The 14611-nt window shown below is 56.3% G+C and carries 13 protein-coding genes; 2 read left to right on the top strand and 11 right to left on the bottom strand.

The annotated features are described in order from the left end of the window. Window positions 1–195 precede the first annotated feature (195 nt). Together ACTNC3_RS06425 and leuC are read right to left on the bottom strand one after the other, a co-directional pair. The gene (locus tag ACTNC3_RS06425) at window positions 196–693 is read right to left on the bottom strand and encodes a 3-isopropylmalate dehydratase small subunit (RefSeq protein ID WP_410043216.1); all 498 of its coding nucleotides are present in this window, start codon (window positions 691–693) and stop codon (window positions 196–198) included. A 22-nt stretch (window positions 694–715) separates the two neighbouring features. Continuing rightward, window positions 716–1981 (bottom strand): 3-isopropylmalate dehydratase large subunit, encoded by a 1266-nt coding sequence (gene leuC, locus ACTNC3_RS06420; protein ID WP_441226858.1) that lies wholly within the window; start codon window positions 1979–1981, stop codon window positions 716–718. A 398-nt stretch (window positions 1982–2379) separates the two neighbouring features. Here leuC and ACTNC3_RS06415 point away from each other — a divergent pair, with 398 nt between their 5' ends. Further along, window positions 2380–3264 carry a LysR family transcriptional regulator gene (locus ACTNC3_RS06415; protein ID WP_410043214.1) on the top strand — a complete coding sequence of 295 codons (885 nt, stop codon included), beginning with the start codon at window positions 2380–2382 and terminating at the stop codon, window positions 3262–3264. A gap of 393 nt (window positions 3265–3657) precedes the next feature. Next, window positions 3658–4524, top strand: coding sequence for a P-loop NTPase (locus ACTNC3_RS06410; RefSeq protein WP_410043213.1), 867 nt, complete (start codon window positions 3658–3660; stop codon window positions 4522–4524). Window positions 4525–4790: 266 nt separating this feature from the next. On the opposite strand, the gene ACTNC3_RS06405 is transcribed toward ACTNC3_RS06410, so the two are convergent. The 9 genes from ACTNC3_RS06405 to ACTNC3_RS06365 form a co-directional block, all read right to left on the bottom strand. After that, a complete protein-coding gene (locus tag ACTNC3_RS06405) occupies window positions 4791–5087 on the bottom strand; it encodes an HPr family phosphocarrier protein (protein ID WP_410043212.1) in 297 nt (98 codons plus the stop codon). Window positions 5088–5154: 67 nt separating this feature from the next. Further along, window positions 5155–5961: an epoxyqueuosine reductase QueH gene (locus tag ACTNC3_RS06400; protein WP_441226857.1), complete on the bottom strand. Its 807-nt coding sequence runs from the start codon at window positions 5959–5961 to the stop codon at window positions 5155–5157. Window positions 5962–5984: 23 nt separating this feature from the next. Continuing rightward, window positions 5985–7190: an RNA polymerase sigma factor RpoD gene (rpoD, locus tag ACTNC3_RS06395; protein WP_410043279.1), complete on the bottom strand. Its 1206-nt coding sequence runs from the start codon at window positions 7188–7190 to the stop codon at window positions 5985–5987. Between the two features lie 455 nt (window positions 7191–7645). Next, window positions 7646–7951: a DUF6637 family protein gene (locus ACTNC3_RS06390; RefSeq protein ID WP_441226856.1), complete on the bottom strand. Its 306-nt coding sequence runs from the start codon at window positions 7949–7951 to the stop codon at window positions 7646–7648. A gap of 12 nt (window positions 7952–7963) precedes the next feature. After that, window positions 7964–8974 carry an ornithine carbamoyltransferase gene (gene argF, locus ACTNC3_RS06385; RefSeq protein ID WP_410043278.1) on the bottom strand — a complete coding sequence of 337 codons (1011 nt, stop codon included), beginning with the start codon at window positions 8972–8974 and terminating at the stop codon, window positions 7964–7966. Between the two features lie 35 nt (window positions 8975–9009). Further along, window positions 9010–9783: a TrmH family RNA methyltransferase gene (locus ACTNC3_RS06380; RefSeq protein WP_410043209.1), complete on the bottom strand. Its 774-nt coding sequence runs from the start codon at window positions 9781–9783 to the stop codon at window positions 9010–9012. Window positions 9784–9994: 211 nt separating this feature from the next. Beyond that, a complete protein-coding gene (gene nadE, locus ACTNC3_RS06375; RefSeq protein ID WP_441226855.1) occupies window positions 9995–12325 on the bottom strand; it encodes an NAD(+) synthase in 2331 nt (776 codons plus the stop codon). Between the two features lie 209 nt (window positions 12326–12534). Continuing rightward, window positions 12535–14001, bottom strand: a complete 1467-nt coding sequence (guaB, locus tag ACTNC3_RS06370; RefSeq protein WP_410043207.1) for an IMP dehydrogenase — start codon at window positions 13999–14001, stop codon at window positions 12535–12537. A gap of 93 nt (window positions 14002–14094) precedes the next feature. Further along, window positions 14095–14586: a hypothetical protein gene (locus ACTNC3_RS06365; protein ID WP_410043206.1), complete on the bottom strand. Its 492-nt coding sequence runs from the start codon at window positions 14584–14586 to the stop codon at window positions 14095–14097. Window positions 14587–14611: the final 25 nt, after the last annotated feature.

Genomic DNA, 14611 nt, shown 5'->3' with positions numbered 1-14611 from the left:
ATTAAGGTTCCTTTACCGAACAGGCCGATAGCGGAGCCAGAAAACTAACAATGGAGGGGCTTAACGGGCATTTCTGCCACGGATTTTACCCACAGGTACGCCCGAAGAGCCGATTTTTTCAACGTTCTGGTGATCAGATCTTTCCGCCATTCTGGCTGACGCAAGCCATTCGTCCGGCGGCGATCATCTTTGTGATCAGATCTTTCCGCCATTCTGATTGACGTAAGCCATCAGTCCGCCGGCAGCGATCATCTTCTGCAGAAACTCCGGGAACGGCTGTCCCTGGAATGTCTTTCCGGTCGTCTCGTCGGTGATGAGACCGGTATCGAAGTCTACCTTTACCCGATCGCCCTCGGCGATGGCCTGGGCGGCCTCTGGTGCCTCGATGATCGGAAAGCCGATATTCAGCGCGTTCCGATAGAAGATACGCGCGAAGCTTTCGGCGATGACACAGCCAACGCCGCTGGTCTGAAGTACCTGCGGCGCGTGCTCACGGGAGGAGCCACAGCCGAAGTTCTTGCCAGCGACCACGATGTCGCCGGCATTAAGCTTCTTCAGAAAGTCCTGGTCGATGTCCTCCATCGCGTGGGATGCCAGCTCCTTCTTATCCTGAATCGCGAGATATCGTGCCGGGATGATGACATCCGTGTCGATATTGTCGCCATATTTTAAAACCTTACCCTCTGCGTTCATATATTTTCCTTTCATTCCGGATTTAAAGTCCTAAGTCAGCTGGTCCTGAGATCTTACCGGTGACGGCAGATGTGGCTGCAACGGCCGGGGAAGCGAGATAAATCTCGGAGGTGGTGTCACCCATACGGCCGACGAAGTTACGGTTGGTGGTCGAGACGCAGCGCTCATGCGGTGCGAGGATACCCATGTAACCGCCGAGGCATGGTCCGCAGGTCGGGGTCGATACGACCGCGCCGGCTTCGATGAAGTCCATGACGAGGCCTTCCTTCAGCATCTGCATGTAGATGTCCTGGGTGCCCGGGATGACGATGCAGCGTACATCCGGTGCCACCTTGCGACCACGCAGGATCTCTGCCGCCTCGCGCATATCCTGGATACGTCCGTTCGTGCAGGAGCCGATGACGCTCTGGTCGATCTTGATGTCCCCGAAGCTGCCGAGCTCGTGGGTGTTCTCCGGAAGATGCGGGAAGGAAATCGTCGACTTCAGAGTCGAGAGGTCGATCGTCACCTCACGTGTGTACTCCGCATCCGCGTCCGCCTCGTAAACGGTGTACGGCTTCGTAGAATGCGCCTTCATATACTCGATGGTCTTCTCGTCAACCGGAAAGATACCGTTCTTTCCGCCCGCCTCGATCGCCATGTTGCAGATCGTGAAACGGTCGTCCATGCTGAGCTCCGCGACGCCCGGGCCGGTGAACTCGATGGACTGGTAGCGTGCACCATCCACGCCGATCTCGCCGATCAGGTGCAGGATGACGTCCTTACCGGACACCCACTTCTGCTTCTTGCCGATGATGTTAACCCGGATCGCCGTCGGCACCTTGAACCAGAGCTTGCCGGTCGCCATCGCCGCCGCCATATCGGTGGAGCCAATACCGGTCGAGAATGCTCCGAGCGCGCCGTAGGTGCAGGTATGTGAGTCCGCACCGACGGAAAGCTCACCCGCGACGATCAGTCCCTTCTCCGGGATCAGCGCGTGTTCGATGCCCATCTGTCCCACATCGAAGTAGTTCGTAAGCCCCTGCTCATGCGCGAAGTTCCGGCACATCTGTGTGCACTTCGCACTCGTGATATCCTTATTCGGAACGAAGTGGTCCATGACCAGTACAACCTTCTCCTGGTCGAACACGTCCTTCTGATCCAGCTTCTTCATCTCGCGGATCGCCACCGGCGACGTGATATCGTTGCCATGAACGAGGTCGAGCTCCACCATGATCAGCTGCCCCGCGCTCACCGACTCCAGTCCTGCATGCTTCGCCAGAATCTTCTGGCTCATCGTCATTCCCATACTTAACTCCTCTTCTATATCCTGACAAGGACGCTACGTTGCGCTTTCCTTCTTATTCAGTTGCTCTATGCAAACTCTTTCACACACTATAGCACCCCTCCAGATATAATCATAATATATGTTTTTGATAATCATTATCACCGTACGTTATTTTGCCTAATCTTTGTTTTTCGCACTTTGCACACAATTATTTGCGAGGTTATGTCAAAACATGTTACAAATAATCTTGTGTTATGTCGAAAAAATATGTTATATTAAAAATGACTCTTATTCATTACTTTGCTTTAAAGCGTTGAAGAAATTCGGATAAGGGCAGGAACGTCATCGGAAGCATTCACTCAGCCGCATGACGATATGTTCAGTTACGGTCAGACGACCTTATCTTAGGGGGAATTATCATGGATCAGAATCTGTCAGGTTATAAAATTTTCTACGAGGTTGCGAGCTGCGGCAACATTTCGAAGGCCGCGAAGAAGCTGTATATCTCACAGCCGGCGATCTCCAAGTCCATCGTGAAGCTCGAGGACGGACTCGATACGAAGCTCTTTCACCGGAATTCGCGCGGTGTTACGCTGACAGAGGAGGGCACGGTGCTCTACCGCTATATTAAGGATGCGTTTGATAATATCAATAACGCGGAGACCGAGCTGAAGCGTATGAAGGATTTCAATATCGGCCACCTGCAGATCGGTGTATCGACGACACTCTGCCGCTACATCCTGCTGCCATATCTCCAGACCTTCATGCAGAAGTATCCGAACATCCGTGTGTCGATCATCACACAGTCGACCGCACAGACACTCGCTCTGCTCGAGCAGAAAAAAATCGATATCGGTCTCACCGCCGAGCCGCGCACACGTCGTTCGGAGCTCCGCTTCGTTCACCCGAAGCAGATTCACGACACCTTCGTCGCGACACCGCAGTATCTCGAGAATCTGAAGGCGATGTACGGCGAGGACTGTGATCCTTTCCAGGAGGGCAACGTCATGCTCCTCGACCAGAACAACATGACCCGTCGTCATATCGATGACTACTTCAAGACCATGGGCATCGAACCGGCACAGGTCCTCGAGGTCACCACGATGGATCTGCTCGTGGACTTCGCGAAGATCGGCATCGGCATCGGCTGCGTGATCCGCGAACTCGTACAGAAGGAGCTCGACGAAGGCAGCCTCATCGAGATCCCGACCCAGTTCCCGGTACCATCCCGCAGCGTCGGCTATGTATACAACGCCGGCAACACCGGAAAGTCACTCGATGCGTTCCTGAGCATTCTTGACTGATCGAATTTGGAGCAGTTCATGCGGGGAGGCTTCTCACCCGGCTGATTTTTATGAGACGCCTATGCCGAGCGTCTCTTTTTCTTTGTCCACCCCATTCGATTGCCTTTATCTATTTACGCGCCCGGTATGGACATCCCTTAAAAATTATCCGGCTTACAAAATCACCCTGGCTGAACTGTTACGAATATAGAATTTAGAACAATCTAAGGGCCTCCGTCGGATGGACGGGAGCCTTTTTCTGTGGTATGGTTATAAGGTTGAGTGCAAAACCGTGCGTCACGATTCGGGCATACGCGTCGTTCTTCCGGGGCAGCGCACTCATGGTGATCCGTGTACACGATGAACATCGAGTCCATGGAGCGTATCTTCACATCCTGAAAGGAGTTTACTTATATGGCAGAATTAGAAAATCAGAGTCCTTCCAGCTGCAACGGCAACTGCGGTTCCTGTGGTTCCGACTGTGCTTCCCGCCACGCAAATCCAGAGGATTTCCGCGCGAAGCTTGCAGATGGCTGCAGCGTTAAGAAGGTGATCGGCGTCGTTTCCGGTAAGGGCGGTGTCGGCAAGTCCACCATCACCTCCCTCCTCGCCTGTGGCACCCACAAGGCCGGCTTCAAGACTGCGATCCTCGATGCCGATATCACCGGTCCGTCCATCCCGAAGGCCTTCGGTCTGTCGAATGACGGCGTCGGCGTCACCCCAGATGGCAAGCTCATGATTCCAGACAGAAGTGCCGACGGTATCGAAATCATCTCCTCGAACCTCCTGCTCGAGAACGAGACCGACCCGATCATCTGGCGTGGTTCCCTCATCGCACAGGCCGTCAAGCAGTTCTGGTCTGAGGTTCAGTGGAAGGACGTCGACTACATGTTCGTCGACATGCCACCAGGAACCGGCGATGTTCCGCTGACTGTTTTCCAGTCCCTCCCGATCGACGGTATCGTCATCGTCACCTCTCCGCAGGACCTTGTTTCCATGATCGTGACGAAGGCTGTAAACATGGCGGATAAGATGGGTGTGCCGGTCATCGGTCTCATCGAGAACATGTCCTACCTCATCTGCCCGCACTGCGGTGAGAAGGTCAATGTCTTCGGCGAGAGTCATGTGGATGAAGTCGCAGCACAGCACGGCCTCAAGGTGCTGGCGAAGCTGCCGATGGACCCGAAGAACGCGGCCTATATGGACGCCGGTGCGGTCGAAGGCATCGAGCTTCCGGAGATCCAGGACGCTGTACAGGCGGTCATCGATTTCAGCAGGTAATCTATAGAAAAAAATCAGCCGGGTGAAAAATCACCCGGCTGATTTTTTCGGTTTTAGCCCTTCGGAAGCAGAGCTTAGCTCTGCTGGATATCGTTCCGGAGTTTACCTGATGCAATGCCCTAAAGTCGGGCTATCGAGGCCCGACTTTAGCCCTGCCCTGAACTTGAACTTGTAAGGCTCAAGTTCAGCCCTTCGGGCACAGAGCACAGCTCTGTGGGATATCGTTCCGGAGTTTGCCTGATGCAAACTCCTACACTCTCCTACACTCAAAATAATCGGTCTTTACTACTGTACTTGACGCCTTCGCCGAGACCGGTGGAAATGGCCTCGATCACGGCCTGCAGAGCCTCCTCTTCATCTGGTCCATCGCACTCCACGCGGAGATGTGCACCCTGCTTTACACCGGCGGCCATCACGTTGAGAACGGACTTCGCGACGATCTTTCGATCTCCGTTATAGAGATAGATATTGCTTTTAAACTTGATGCATGTCTGCGTCAGCACGCCGGCCGGTCTTAAATGGAGACCCGACTCGTTAATAACATCTACTTCGCCTGTTACCATATCGCTCCCCTTCCTTTGCTTTTCTTATATACATAATACGATTTTGGAATGTCGAAATCAATGACTGTTAACGGCTAAACTCGCAGCCACAGAAGTTCTGCCGGTACAGCTCATACTGCTTTGAGAGCTCGATCGACTTCTGGTAGCCGCCGCGCTTTTTGAAATCGGACGGCAGAAACGAAAGTCCATGCGCCTTCCCGATGTCCTCGCCGATGACATTGAGCACCTCCGAGGACTTCAGCGGCGACAGCGTGAGCGTCGTGCAGAAATAGTCAAATGGGCGATGCGTTCCGACATCGTTTGTCTCTTCCGCTCCGCTCTCCACGCGCTGCGCTTCCGCACATGCCGCCGATCTTTCTTTCGCCGAATCTTCGCTGCACTGCGCCGCAGCGCATGCCTGGTTCATCTCCTCCATGTACTCCGCGGTGCGCTCGAGGCGCTGGCGGTAGCAGAGGTGGCAGCGTTCGCCGCGCTCCGGATCCCGCTCGTGGCCGCGCGCGATGGCGAGGAACTCCCGGTGATCATACGGTGGCACGACGACCTCGACGGCGCCGAGCAGATGCCCTGCGCTGTCCTGCCGCTCCACATCGATGCCCGTTTCGTGGCAGAAGCGCCGGAGCTCGTCCACGCGATGCGTGAACTCAGCCTCCGTGGAAATATTCGGATTGTAGTAGAACAGTGTGATATCGAAGTCCGCACAGAGCGCGTCCAGCACCGCACTGGAGCACGGTGCGCAGCAGCTATGAAGAAGGAGCCGAGGACGTCGCCCCGGTTGCTCCCGCCACCGGCTGATCTCCTGCTCCATCAGACGCTGGTAGTTCTTCGTATTCGGTTCCGGTTTGATATATACCGGCACTTCGGTTTCTTGATTCACTCTATAAATTCCCTCTCATGGATTTACTGTAAGAAATCCCTGATTCTCTTCGATCTGACCGGGTTCCGCAGCTTGCGGAGCGCCTTTGCCTCGATCTGACGGATACGCTCACGGGTGACGTTAAACTCTTTGCCGACCTCCTCGAGGGTTCTCGGATGACCGTCCTCGAGGCCGAAACGGAGCACGATAACCTGACGCTCACGCTCCTTCAGATCGCCGAGCAGGGTATCGATATGCTCGCGCAGCATCACGGACTCAACATTGCCCTCTGGTGAAACGACGTTCGAATCCGCGACGAAATCGCCGAGATTCGAGTCATCCTCCTCACCGATCGGGGTCTCGAGGGAGGCCGGCTCACGCGCGATCTGCATGATCTCCTGCACCTTCTCCTCGCTCATGTCCAGGTGGTCGGCGAGCTCCTTGATGGACGGCTCATAGCCGAGCTCGAGCGTCAGCTTACGCTGCATCTTCGACATCTTGTTGATGGTCTCGACCATGTGCACCGGCACACGGATGGTACGCGCCTGATCGGCCAGCGCACGCGTTACGGACTGGCGGATCCACCAGGTCGCGTAGGTTGAAAGCTTGAAGCCCTTCTCCGGGTCGAACTTCTCGACACCCTTGATGAGACCGAGGTTGCCCTCCTGCACGAGGTCCAGGAAGCTCATGCCACGACCGGTATAGCGCTTCGCGATGGACACCACGAGACGCAGGTTCGCCTCGATGAGCCGCTGCTTCGCGACCTCATCGCCCTGGGACTTCCGCACGGCGAGACGGTACTCCTCCTCCACAGACAGCAGCGGGACCGTACCGATCTCCTTCAGGTACATACGCACCGGGTCCTCGGTACCGATCCCCTCGAGGAGATCGACCGCATCGAGGTCGACATTCTCTGCCTCGACCTGCTTGTACTCTGCCTCGCTCGGGCCCTCGTCATCGGATGCAACACCCTCGACGTCGACACCATCCTCACCCACGACATCATCGACGACATCGTCATCGTCGAGGTCCGGCAGATCACCGTCCTCGAAGCTGTCGAGCTCCTCCTCGAGCGGCTCGATGTCGAAGCCACGGTTCTCGATGAGGCGGTCAATGCTGTCCATCTGATCATCGGTGATCGCATAATCACGGAATGCGTCATTGATATCGGCCTGGCTGATGGTGTTCTTGTTCTGCTCCGCCTGCTTGCAGAGCGCTTCGATCTTCTTGACGAGCTCCTCCTTGCTGATTTCCGGCTTTTCATTCACCTTCTTTTTGGTGGTCTTCTCATCAGATGCTTTCTTTCTGGCCATACTACCCTCCTGTCCTACATTCCGTGGCGATGACGACACGCATCATAACCGGGTTACTCTATATTTGTCCAATGCCTACATCCAGCATACTCCGCTGATCTGCGTTTCCATCTACGCACCGTCCCACAAACTGCGGACCTCTCATGCACGCGTGAATATGAAGAAGCAGGCATGGATACAAACTCTTACACTGCCCTAAGTTCAGGCCAGGGATGCCTGAACTTAGCCCCTTCGGGGAGCAGAGCACAGCTCTGCTGGATATCGTTCCGGAGTTTGCTTTATGCAATACCCTGAACTCGAGCTTGTATGGCTCGAGTTCAGCCCTTCGGGCACAGAACAAGTTCTGTGGGAAGTCGTTCCAGAGTTTGTTTGATACAAACTCTTACACTCTCCTACACTACCCAGACGCTCACGGCCGACACCACGCCGAGTACGGCGATGAGGATGCCGACGACGAGTTCGATCGTGCCCTGTGGGCTCGTGTGCTCATGTGCCCGCTTCGCGTTCAGGATCGTATTTGCTCCGCTCACGATCTTCAGGATCGCGGCCGCGAAAAAGATCAGCGGAAACAGTACCATATTTTCGGTCGGATCGATAAACGCCATCACCGCCATCACCACGATCACGATGCCGATGATGATATGCACCATGTCGAGCATGCGGGACGGCTGCCGCCCTGCTACATTGATTCTTGCCATAAAACTCCTACGTTATTTACCGCCGAGAGTCGTATACACCACTGCCTTGATGGTGTGCATGCGGTTCTCTGCTTCGTCGAAGACGACGCTGTGCGGGCCTTCGAAGATTTCATCAGACACTTCCATCTCGGTGAGACCATACTTCTCGTAGATCTGCTTGCCGATCTTCGTGTTTGTGTCGTGGAAGGCCGGCAGACAGTGCAGGAAGATGGCGTCGTCTTTCGCGTAGCGGAAAGCGTCCGCATTGACCTGATACGGCTTGAGGTCGTGAATGCGCTGCGCCCAGACCTCGTCCGGCTCGCCCATGGATACCCATACATCGGTGCAGATCACGTCTGCATCCTGGCAGGCCTCCGGCACGCTCTCCGTGAAGCTGAGCGTCGCTCCAGTCTCTGCCGCCACCGCCTGGCAGGTCGCGATCAGCTCTGCGTTCGGCCAGTACGCCTTCGGTGCGCAGGCCACGAAATGCATGCCGAGCTTCGCGCATACGACCATGTAGGAATCCGCCATGTTGTAGCGGGCGTCACCCATATACACCAGCTTCTGGCCCTTCAGGTCACCACGATGCTCACGAATCGTCAGCATGTCGGCGAGCATCTGCGTCGGATGGAACTCGTTCGTCAGTCCATTCCAGACCGGCACATCGCTGTACTTTGCGAGCTCCTCCACGAGATCCTGGCCGAAGCCCCGGTACTCGATGCCGTCGTACATACGGCTCAGCACGCGCGCGGTATCCGCGATCGACTCCTTGCTGCCGATCTGCGAACCGGTCGGTCCGAGGTAGGTCGAGCCCATGCCGAGGTCGGCCGCCGCCACCTCGAAGGAGCAGCGCGTTCTCGTCGAGTTCTTCTCGAAGATCAGGGCGATGTTCTTACCCGGAAAGCTCGTCTTGTGCAGGGTCTGTCCCGGCTGCGCACCGGCCTTCTTCTCCGCCTTCAGACGGGCAGCCACATCGAGGAGATAATTGATTTCCTCCGGTGTATAGTCAAGTAATTTCAAAAAGTCGCGTCCAGTTAAATCAATCATCTGATTCCTCTTCCTTTCTTCTTAGTGTCATGTTAACTTCGCTGACGTAAAACTTCATACATCAGCACAGACGCTGCGACGCCTGCATTGAGCGACTCCGTGTGTCCCATCATCGGGATGCGGAGGTAGGTGTCGGCCAGGTCGGCGATTGCATCCTGGAGGCCGTTACCCTCGTTGCCGATCATAAACGCGGTCGGCTGACGATAGTCGAAGTCCCAGTGGTTCTTCGTGCCCCGGAGATGCGCGGCGTAGACCTGCACGCCCTCGGATTTCATGCGCTGAATCTCCGCCGGCAGGTCATCGCTGACCATAAACGGCATACGGAACATCGCGCCCATCGTCGCACGCACCACCTTCGGCGAGTACACATCCACGCAGTCGCGGTTCATGAGGATGCCATCGACCCCCGCCGCCTCCGCGGTACGGAAAATCGTGCCCATGTTGCCTGGATCCTGCAGCGTATCGAGGATCAGGAAGAAGTCGCCCGGAAGCTCCGTGTACTTCTTCTGTCGCACCACCGCGAGGATGCCCTGACTGTTTTTCGTGTCGGACATGTGCTCCATCAGCTCACGCGGCACCTGAAAGATTTTCAGTGCCCGCTGCGCCCCATCGCCCGCAGCCTCCGGCAGGCGACCGTCATAATCGTCTGCCACGAAGATCCGCTCGATGTACGCCGCCGGAATCTCGCTGCACAGCCGCTCGCCCTCCGCGATGAAGAGCCCGCTCTCGCGACGCGCCCGCGCCTTTTTCTCGAGGTCCCGTACCTCTCTGATCAGTTTATTTCCAGTGGATGTAATTCGCTCCACAGCGCCTCCTAAAACTCAAAGTAATCGAACGTTAGCATTATTAATAGTGCTCGTTTATCCACATTTTTCAAGTCGGTCGTTAAACTAATTGAAGGATCACAGCTCAAACCTGGCGTTATATCTTATTTCAGACAATTAAAAAAGCCACCGCGCTTCCGGATCTTCATCCGACTGCACGATGGCCATCGTCACTAGTTTATTTATCGTAGCTTCAGTCCAGCTCCTTCAGCTCGTCGATCCAGATCTGGACGACGGCGTCGCTCGGCATACGGAGATCACCGCGCGGGGAGACTGCGATGGAGCCGACCTTCGGGCCGTCCGGGAGGCAGCTGCGCTTGAACTGCTGTGAGAAGAAGCGCCAGTAGAACTTCCGAAGCCACTTGAGGATCATCGCTGCGTCATAGACCTCCGCCTGTCCCGCTGCCAATGTCTCTGCCGCTGCTGTCGTCACTTCACCCACAGGCTGTACTCCGTCATCACTCTTCGCCACCACGTCGTTCTTCGCCTGCATCCCCACCTGATTCTCTGCCGAGAAGGCGTGGAGCGCGAGCGCGTACACCTTCCGCGGGCTGAAGCCGTAGCGCAGGATCTGGTACAGGAAGAAGTCGTGAAGCTCATACGGGCCGACGAGGTCCTCGGTCTTCTGGCTGATCTGGCCGTCGCCGGTCGGCGGCAGCAGCTCCGGACTCACCGGCGTATCGAAGATGTCGTTCAGACAGCGGGCGAGGTCCGCGTCCTCCGAAGTATCCGCGACGAACTTGACGAGGTAGCGCACCAGCGTCTTCGGGACGCCGGCATTGACGCCATACATCGACATATGATCGGCGTTGTAGGTCGCCCAGCCGAGCGCGAGCTCACTGAGGTCGCCGGTGCCGATGACGATGCCGTTCGACTGATTCGCGATGTCCATAAGGATCTGCGTCCGTTCACGCGCCTGCGCATTCTCGTAGACCACAGAGTGATCCTCTGGATCGTGCCCGATATCCTGAAAATGCTGCAGCACCGCGGTCTTGATGTTGATCTCCCGCAGCGTCGCGTGCAGAAGACGCGTCAGCGTCACCGCGTTATTGTATGTGCGATCCGTGGTACCGAAGGCCGGCATGGTCACGGAAATGATATTCTCACGTGGCAGACCCAGCATATCGAAGGCGCGCGCGATGACGAGCAGCGCCAGGGTCGAGTCGAGGCCGCCGGAGATGCCGACCACGGCTGACTGACAGCCGGTGTGCTCGAGTCGCTTCTTAAGACCGAGCGCCTGGATCGTGAAGATCTCATCACAGCGGGCATGACGCTCCGCCGCGCTGCTCGGTACGAACGGCTTCGGGTCGACATAGCGTCGGAGGTCGGCTGCGTCCGCCGCGAGCTGTCCGGCCAATGTCTCCGCCACTACACCGGTGGCCGCCCGGGACGCCCCGCCGACGCCCGTCTGCGCTGACGCGCCGGTCGCTGTCACCGCGGTCGGCGCCTGCTGACCGACGTACGCCGCGAAGACCTCCTCGAAGGACTTCTTGCGCGGCTGTGCGGCTGCAGGCGAAGTATTCTCCGCATCGTCCGATGTCTGTGCCGCGCCCCCGGCGATTTCCTTCGCCGGACCCACGCCCTCGCCCGTCTTCTCGGCTACCGGCGTGAAGCGGAACTTCACGATGCTGTACTCGTCACGGAGCGCATCATCGATCTCCGGGAAGGTCGTCATGCGGGCACGCTCCTGCATGATGCGCTGGAGGTCGACATCTGCGATGTAAAGACCGGTGTTGAAGCGCTTTCCTTCCGTCACGACGGAGCCGTTCTCCGCGATGATATCCTGGCCACCGAAGACCAGGTCCGTGGTAGACTCCCCGTCGCCAGCATTGGCATAACAGTAGACGGACACAAGCCGCGCACTGGTCGAGCGGATCAGCTCCCGACGGTAGCTGTCCTTGCCGACGGTCTCATCGGAGGCCGAGGTGTTCGCGATCACGGTCGCACCGGCGAGCACATGGCGGGTCGATGGCGGATCCAGCACCCAGACGTCCTCACAGATCTCACATGCAAGGCGGAAATCCGGACGATCCATCGCCTCCACGAGGATGTTCATGCCAAACGGAATCGCGTACTCCTCACCCGTCATCGCCGAGCGATGCGTCAGCGTCACGACACGCGTCTGTCCCGGTGTGAACCAGCGACGCTCATAAAACTCGCTGTAGTTCGGCAGGTTCTTCTTCGGCACCAGCGCGAGGATGCGGCCGGCGTGCAGCACCGCCGCACAGTTATAGAGCTTGTGGTCGACCATATACGGCACACCGACCACCGCCACGAGCTGCGTGCGACGTGTCGCCTCTGCTACCTCATCGAGCGCCGCCGCTGCCCGCTCGATCAGGATCGTCTGGTGAAACAGATCCGCACAGGTATACGCCGTCAGCACCAGTTCCGGAAACACCAGCAGCGAAACACCCTGACGATCCGCCTCCACGATCTCACGAAGCACCGCCTCGGTATTAAAACGCACATCAGCAACTTTGATTTTCGGCGTGGCCACCGCCACCCGCAGGAATCCTTCGATCATAACACACTCTTTCAGAAATAGAATTCAAATGTAGACATCGACCGCAATACAGCGACCTCGTGCCATAAGATGGATATAATTTTAGCACGGAAATAAAAAAAGGTCAGGCCCATAGCAGCCTGACCTTTCGGGTAATTGATAAATCAGTTTCGTCTGTTACCGGAGTACTGTGCTTCTGTTGGCGGCACTCCGGTCATACGAACTGTTTTTTAGTCGTTATTCTCTACCGAGTAGTTCGGTGCTTCCTTCGTGATATGAATATCATGCGGATGTGACTCCTTCAGGGAAGCGCTGGAGATCTTCACGAACTGGCTGCTATGCTGCAGCGTCGTGATATCCTTCGCACCACAGTAGCCCATACCTGCACGGAGACCACCGACGAACTGGAAGATGGTATCCTCTACACGGCCCTTGTATGCGACACGACCCTCGACACCCTCTGGTACGAGCTTCTTCGCGTTTGCCTGGAAGTAACGATCCGCAGAACCGTTCTTCTGCTTCATCGCACCGAGCGATCCCATGCCACGGTATACCTTGTACTTACGGCCCTGGTAAAGCTCGAACTCACCCGGTGCCTCGTCGCAGCCTGCGAATACAGAACCCATCATGACGGTGCTGCCACCTGCAGCGATCGCCTTCACGACATCACCGGAGTACTGGATACCACCATCGGCGATGATCGGGATGCCGTACTTGTCGGCTACCTCGAACGAATTCATAACCGCAGATACCTGTGGAACACCGATACCGGCAACGACACGGGTCGTACAGATGGAGCCCGGTCCGATACCGATCTTTACGCAGTCGGCGCCGGCCTTGATGAGGGCCTCGGTCGCCTCACCGGTCGCGACATTACCTGCGATGATCTGAAGATCCGGGAACTTCTCCTTCAGCATGCTGACGCACTTCAGAACGTTTGCACTATGGCCATGTGCAGAGTCGAGAACGACGACGTCTACATGTGCGTTGATGAGCTCCTGTGCACGCTCGACAACATTGGCTGTGATACCGAGTGCAGCACCGCAGAGGAGTCTGCCCTGTGCATCCTTCGCCGCGTTCGGATACTTCATCTGCTTCTCGATATCCTTGATGGTGATGAGACCCTTCAGATTACCCTCATCATCGACGATCGGGAGCTTCTCAACCTTTGCACGTGCGAGGATCTGCTTCGCTTCCTCGAGGGTGGTACCCTCCTTCGCCGTTACGAGGTGCTCTCTCGTCATGCACTCGCTGATCTTCTTCGTGTAGTCCTCCTCGAAAACGAGGTCACGGTTCGTGATGATACCGATGAGCTTCTTGCCCTCGGTGATCGGCACGCCGGAGATGCGGAACTTCGCCATGAGATCATTGGCATCCTTCAGGGTATGATCTGCGGTCAGGAAGAACGGATCGGTGATGACACCATTCTCCGAGCGCTTTACCATGTCGACTTCCTCTGCCTGCTGCTCGATCGACATATTCTTGTGGATGATACCGATACCACCGCAGCGCGCCATGGCGATCGCCATCTGATGCTCTGTAACGGTATCCATACCTGCAGAAATGAATGGAATGTTGAGATGAATTGACTTCGTAAGATAGGTGGAAACGTCGATTTCGTTCGGAACGACCTCGGAGTACTGCGGAACGAGCAGCACGTCATCAAACGTAATACCATCACCGATAATCTTGGCCATAGAAGAATCTCCTTTCAAATCGCGACTTTTCATAAAATTTAAACGAGTATAACAAAAGGCGGATTGAATTTCAACCCGTCTTTCATCCAAAAATCAGTTCAGTTTTACCTTCTGCGGTGTACATCTTCTCGCCTCGCGCAGCAGTGCATCGGTCACTTCGATATACATGCAGGTCTTCTGCCCCGCACGGTTGTATACATAGCCGAACTTCCGATCGGCCGGACAGTCGCCGGCACAGTCGATGACCTTCGCGTTCTGGAGCTCTGCACGGACCGCGTCCGAGTTCTGCGGAGCGAGTACGATCAGCTCGGAAGCATTCGTATCAACCAGCTGACGACGGCGCGTCTTGTTGAGGATCTGGTCCATCGTGAAGCCACCGCCGACATAGGTATACTCATACTCCACCTTCGAGAAGAGCCAGACCACGTAGGTGCCGAGGCTCACCGCGATGAAGAGCAGGATGCCGAACACGTTATAAAACGCAAACAGCAGTGACAGTACGGACAGCGCGCCCGCGATCACCAGCAGCACCGTCCAGTAGGCCGGCTGCTTTCCCTTCGTCATGTGCTCGATATAATCATCCATCTGTCATCCTCCTTTTTCCTTGGTT

The organism is Oribacterium sp. HCP3S3_B9 (assembly GCF_052064255.1).
GTDB lineage: Bacteria > Bacillota > Clostridia > Lachnospirales > Lachnospiraceae > Oribacterium.
This window is presented reverse-complemented; position numbering and strand designations above follow the sequence as displayed.

What these genes read in the sequence shown, in the direction of transcription:
- ACTNC3_RS06425 (WP_410043216.1), bottom strand. Translation starts at nt 693, where the DNA reads ATGAACGCAGAGGGTAAGGTTTTAAAATATGGCGACAATATCGACACG.
- leuC (WP_441226858.1), bottom strand. Translation starts at nt 1,981, where the DNA reads ATGGGAATGACGATGAGCCAGAAGATTCTGGCGAAGCATGCAGGACTG.
- ACTNC3_RS06415 (WP_410043214.1), top strand. Translation starts at nt 2,380, where the DNA reads ATGGATCAGAATCTGTCAGGTTATAAAATTTTCTACGAGGTTGCGAGC.
- ACTNC3_RS06410 (WP_410043213.1), top strand. Translation starts at nt 3,658, where the DNA reads ATGGCAGAATTAGAAAATCAGAGTCCTTCCAGCTGCAACGGCAACTGC.
- ACTNC3_RS06405 (WP_410043212.1), bottom strand. Translation starts at nt 5,087, where the DNA reads ATGGTAACAGGCGAAGTAGATGTTATTAACGAGTCGGGTCTCCATTTA.
- ACTNC3_RS06390 (WP_441226856.1), bottom strand. Translation starts at nt 7,951, where the DNA reads ATGGCAAGAATCAATGTAGCAGGGCGGCAGCCGTCCCGCATGCTCGAC.
- nadE (WP_441226855.1), bottom strand. Translation starts at nt 12,325, where the DNA reads ATGATCGAAGGATTCCTGCGGGTGGCGGTGGCCACGCCGAAAATCAAA.
- guaB (WP_410043207.1), bottom strand. Translation starts at nt 14,001, where the DNA reads ATGGCCAAGATTATCGGTGATGGTATTACGTTTGATGACGTGCTGCTC.
- ACTNC3_RS06365 (WP_410043206.1), bottom strand. Translation starts at nt 14,586, where the DNA reads ATGGATGATTATATCGAGCACATGACGAAGGGAAAGCAGCCGGCCTAC.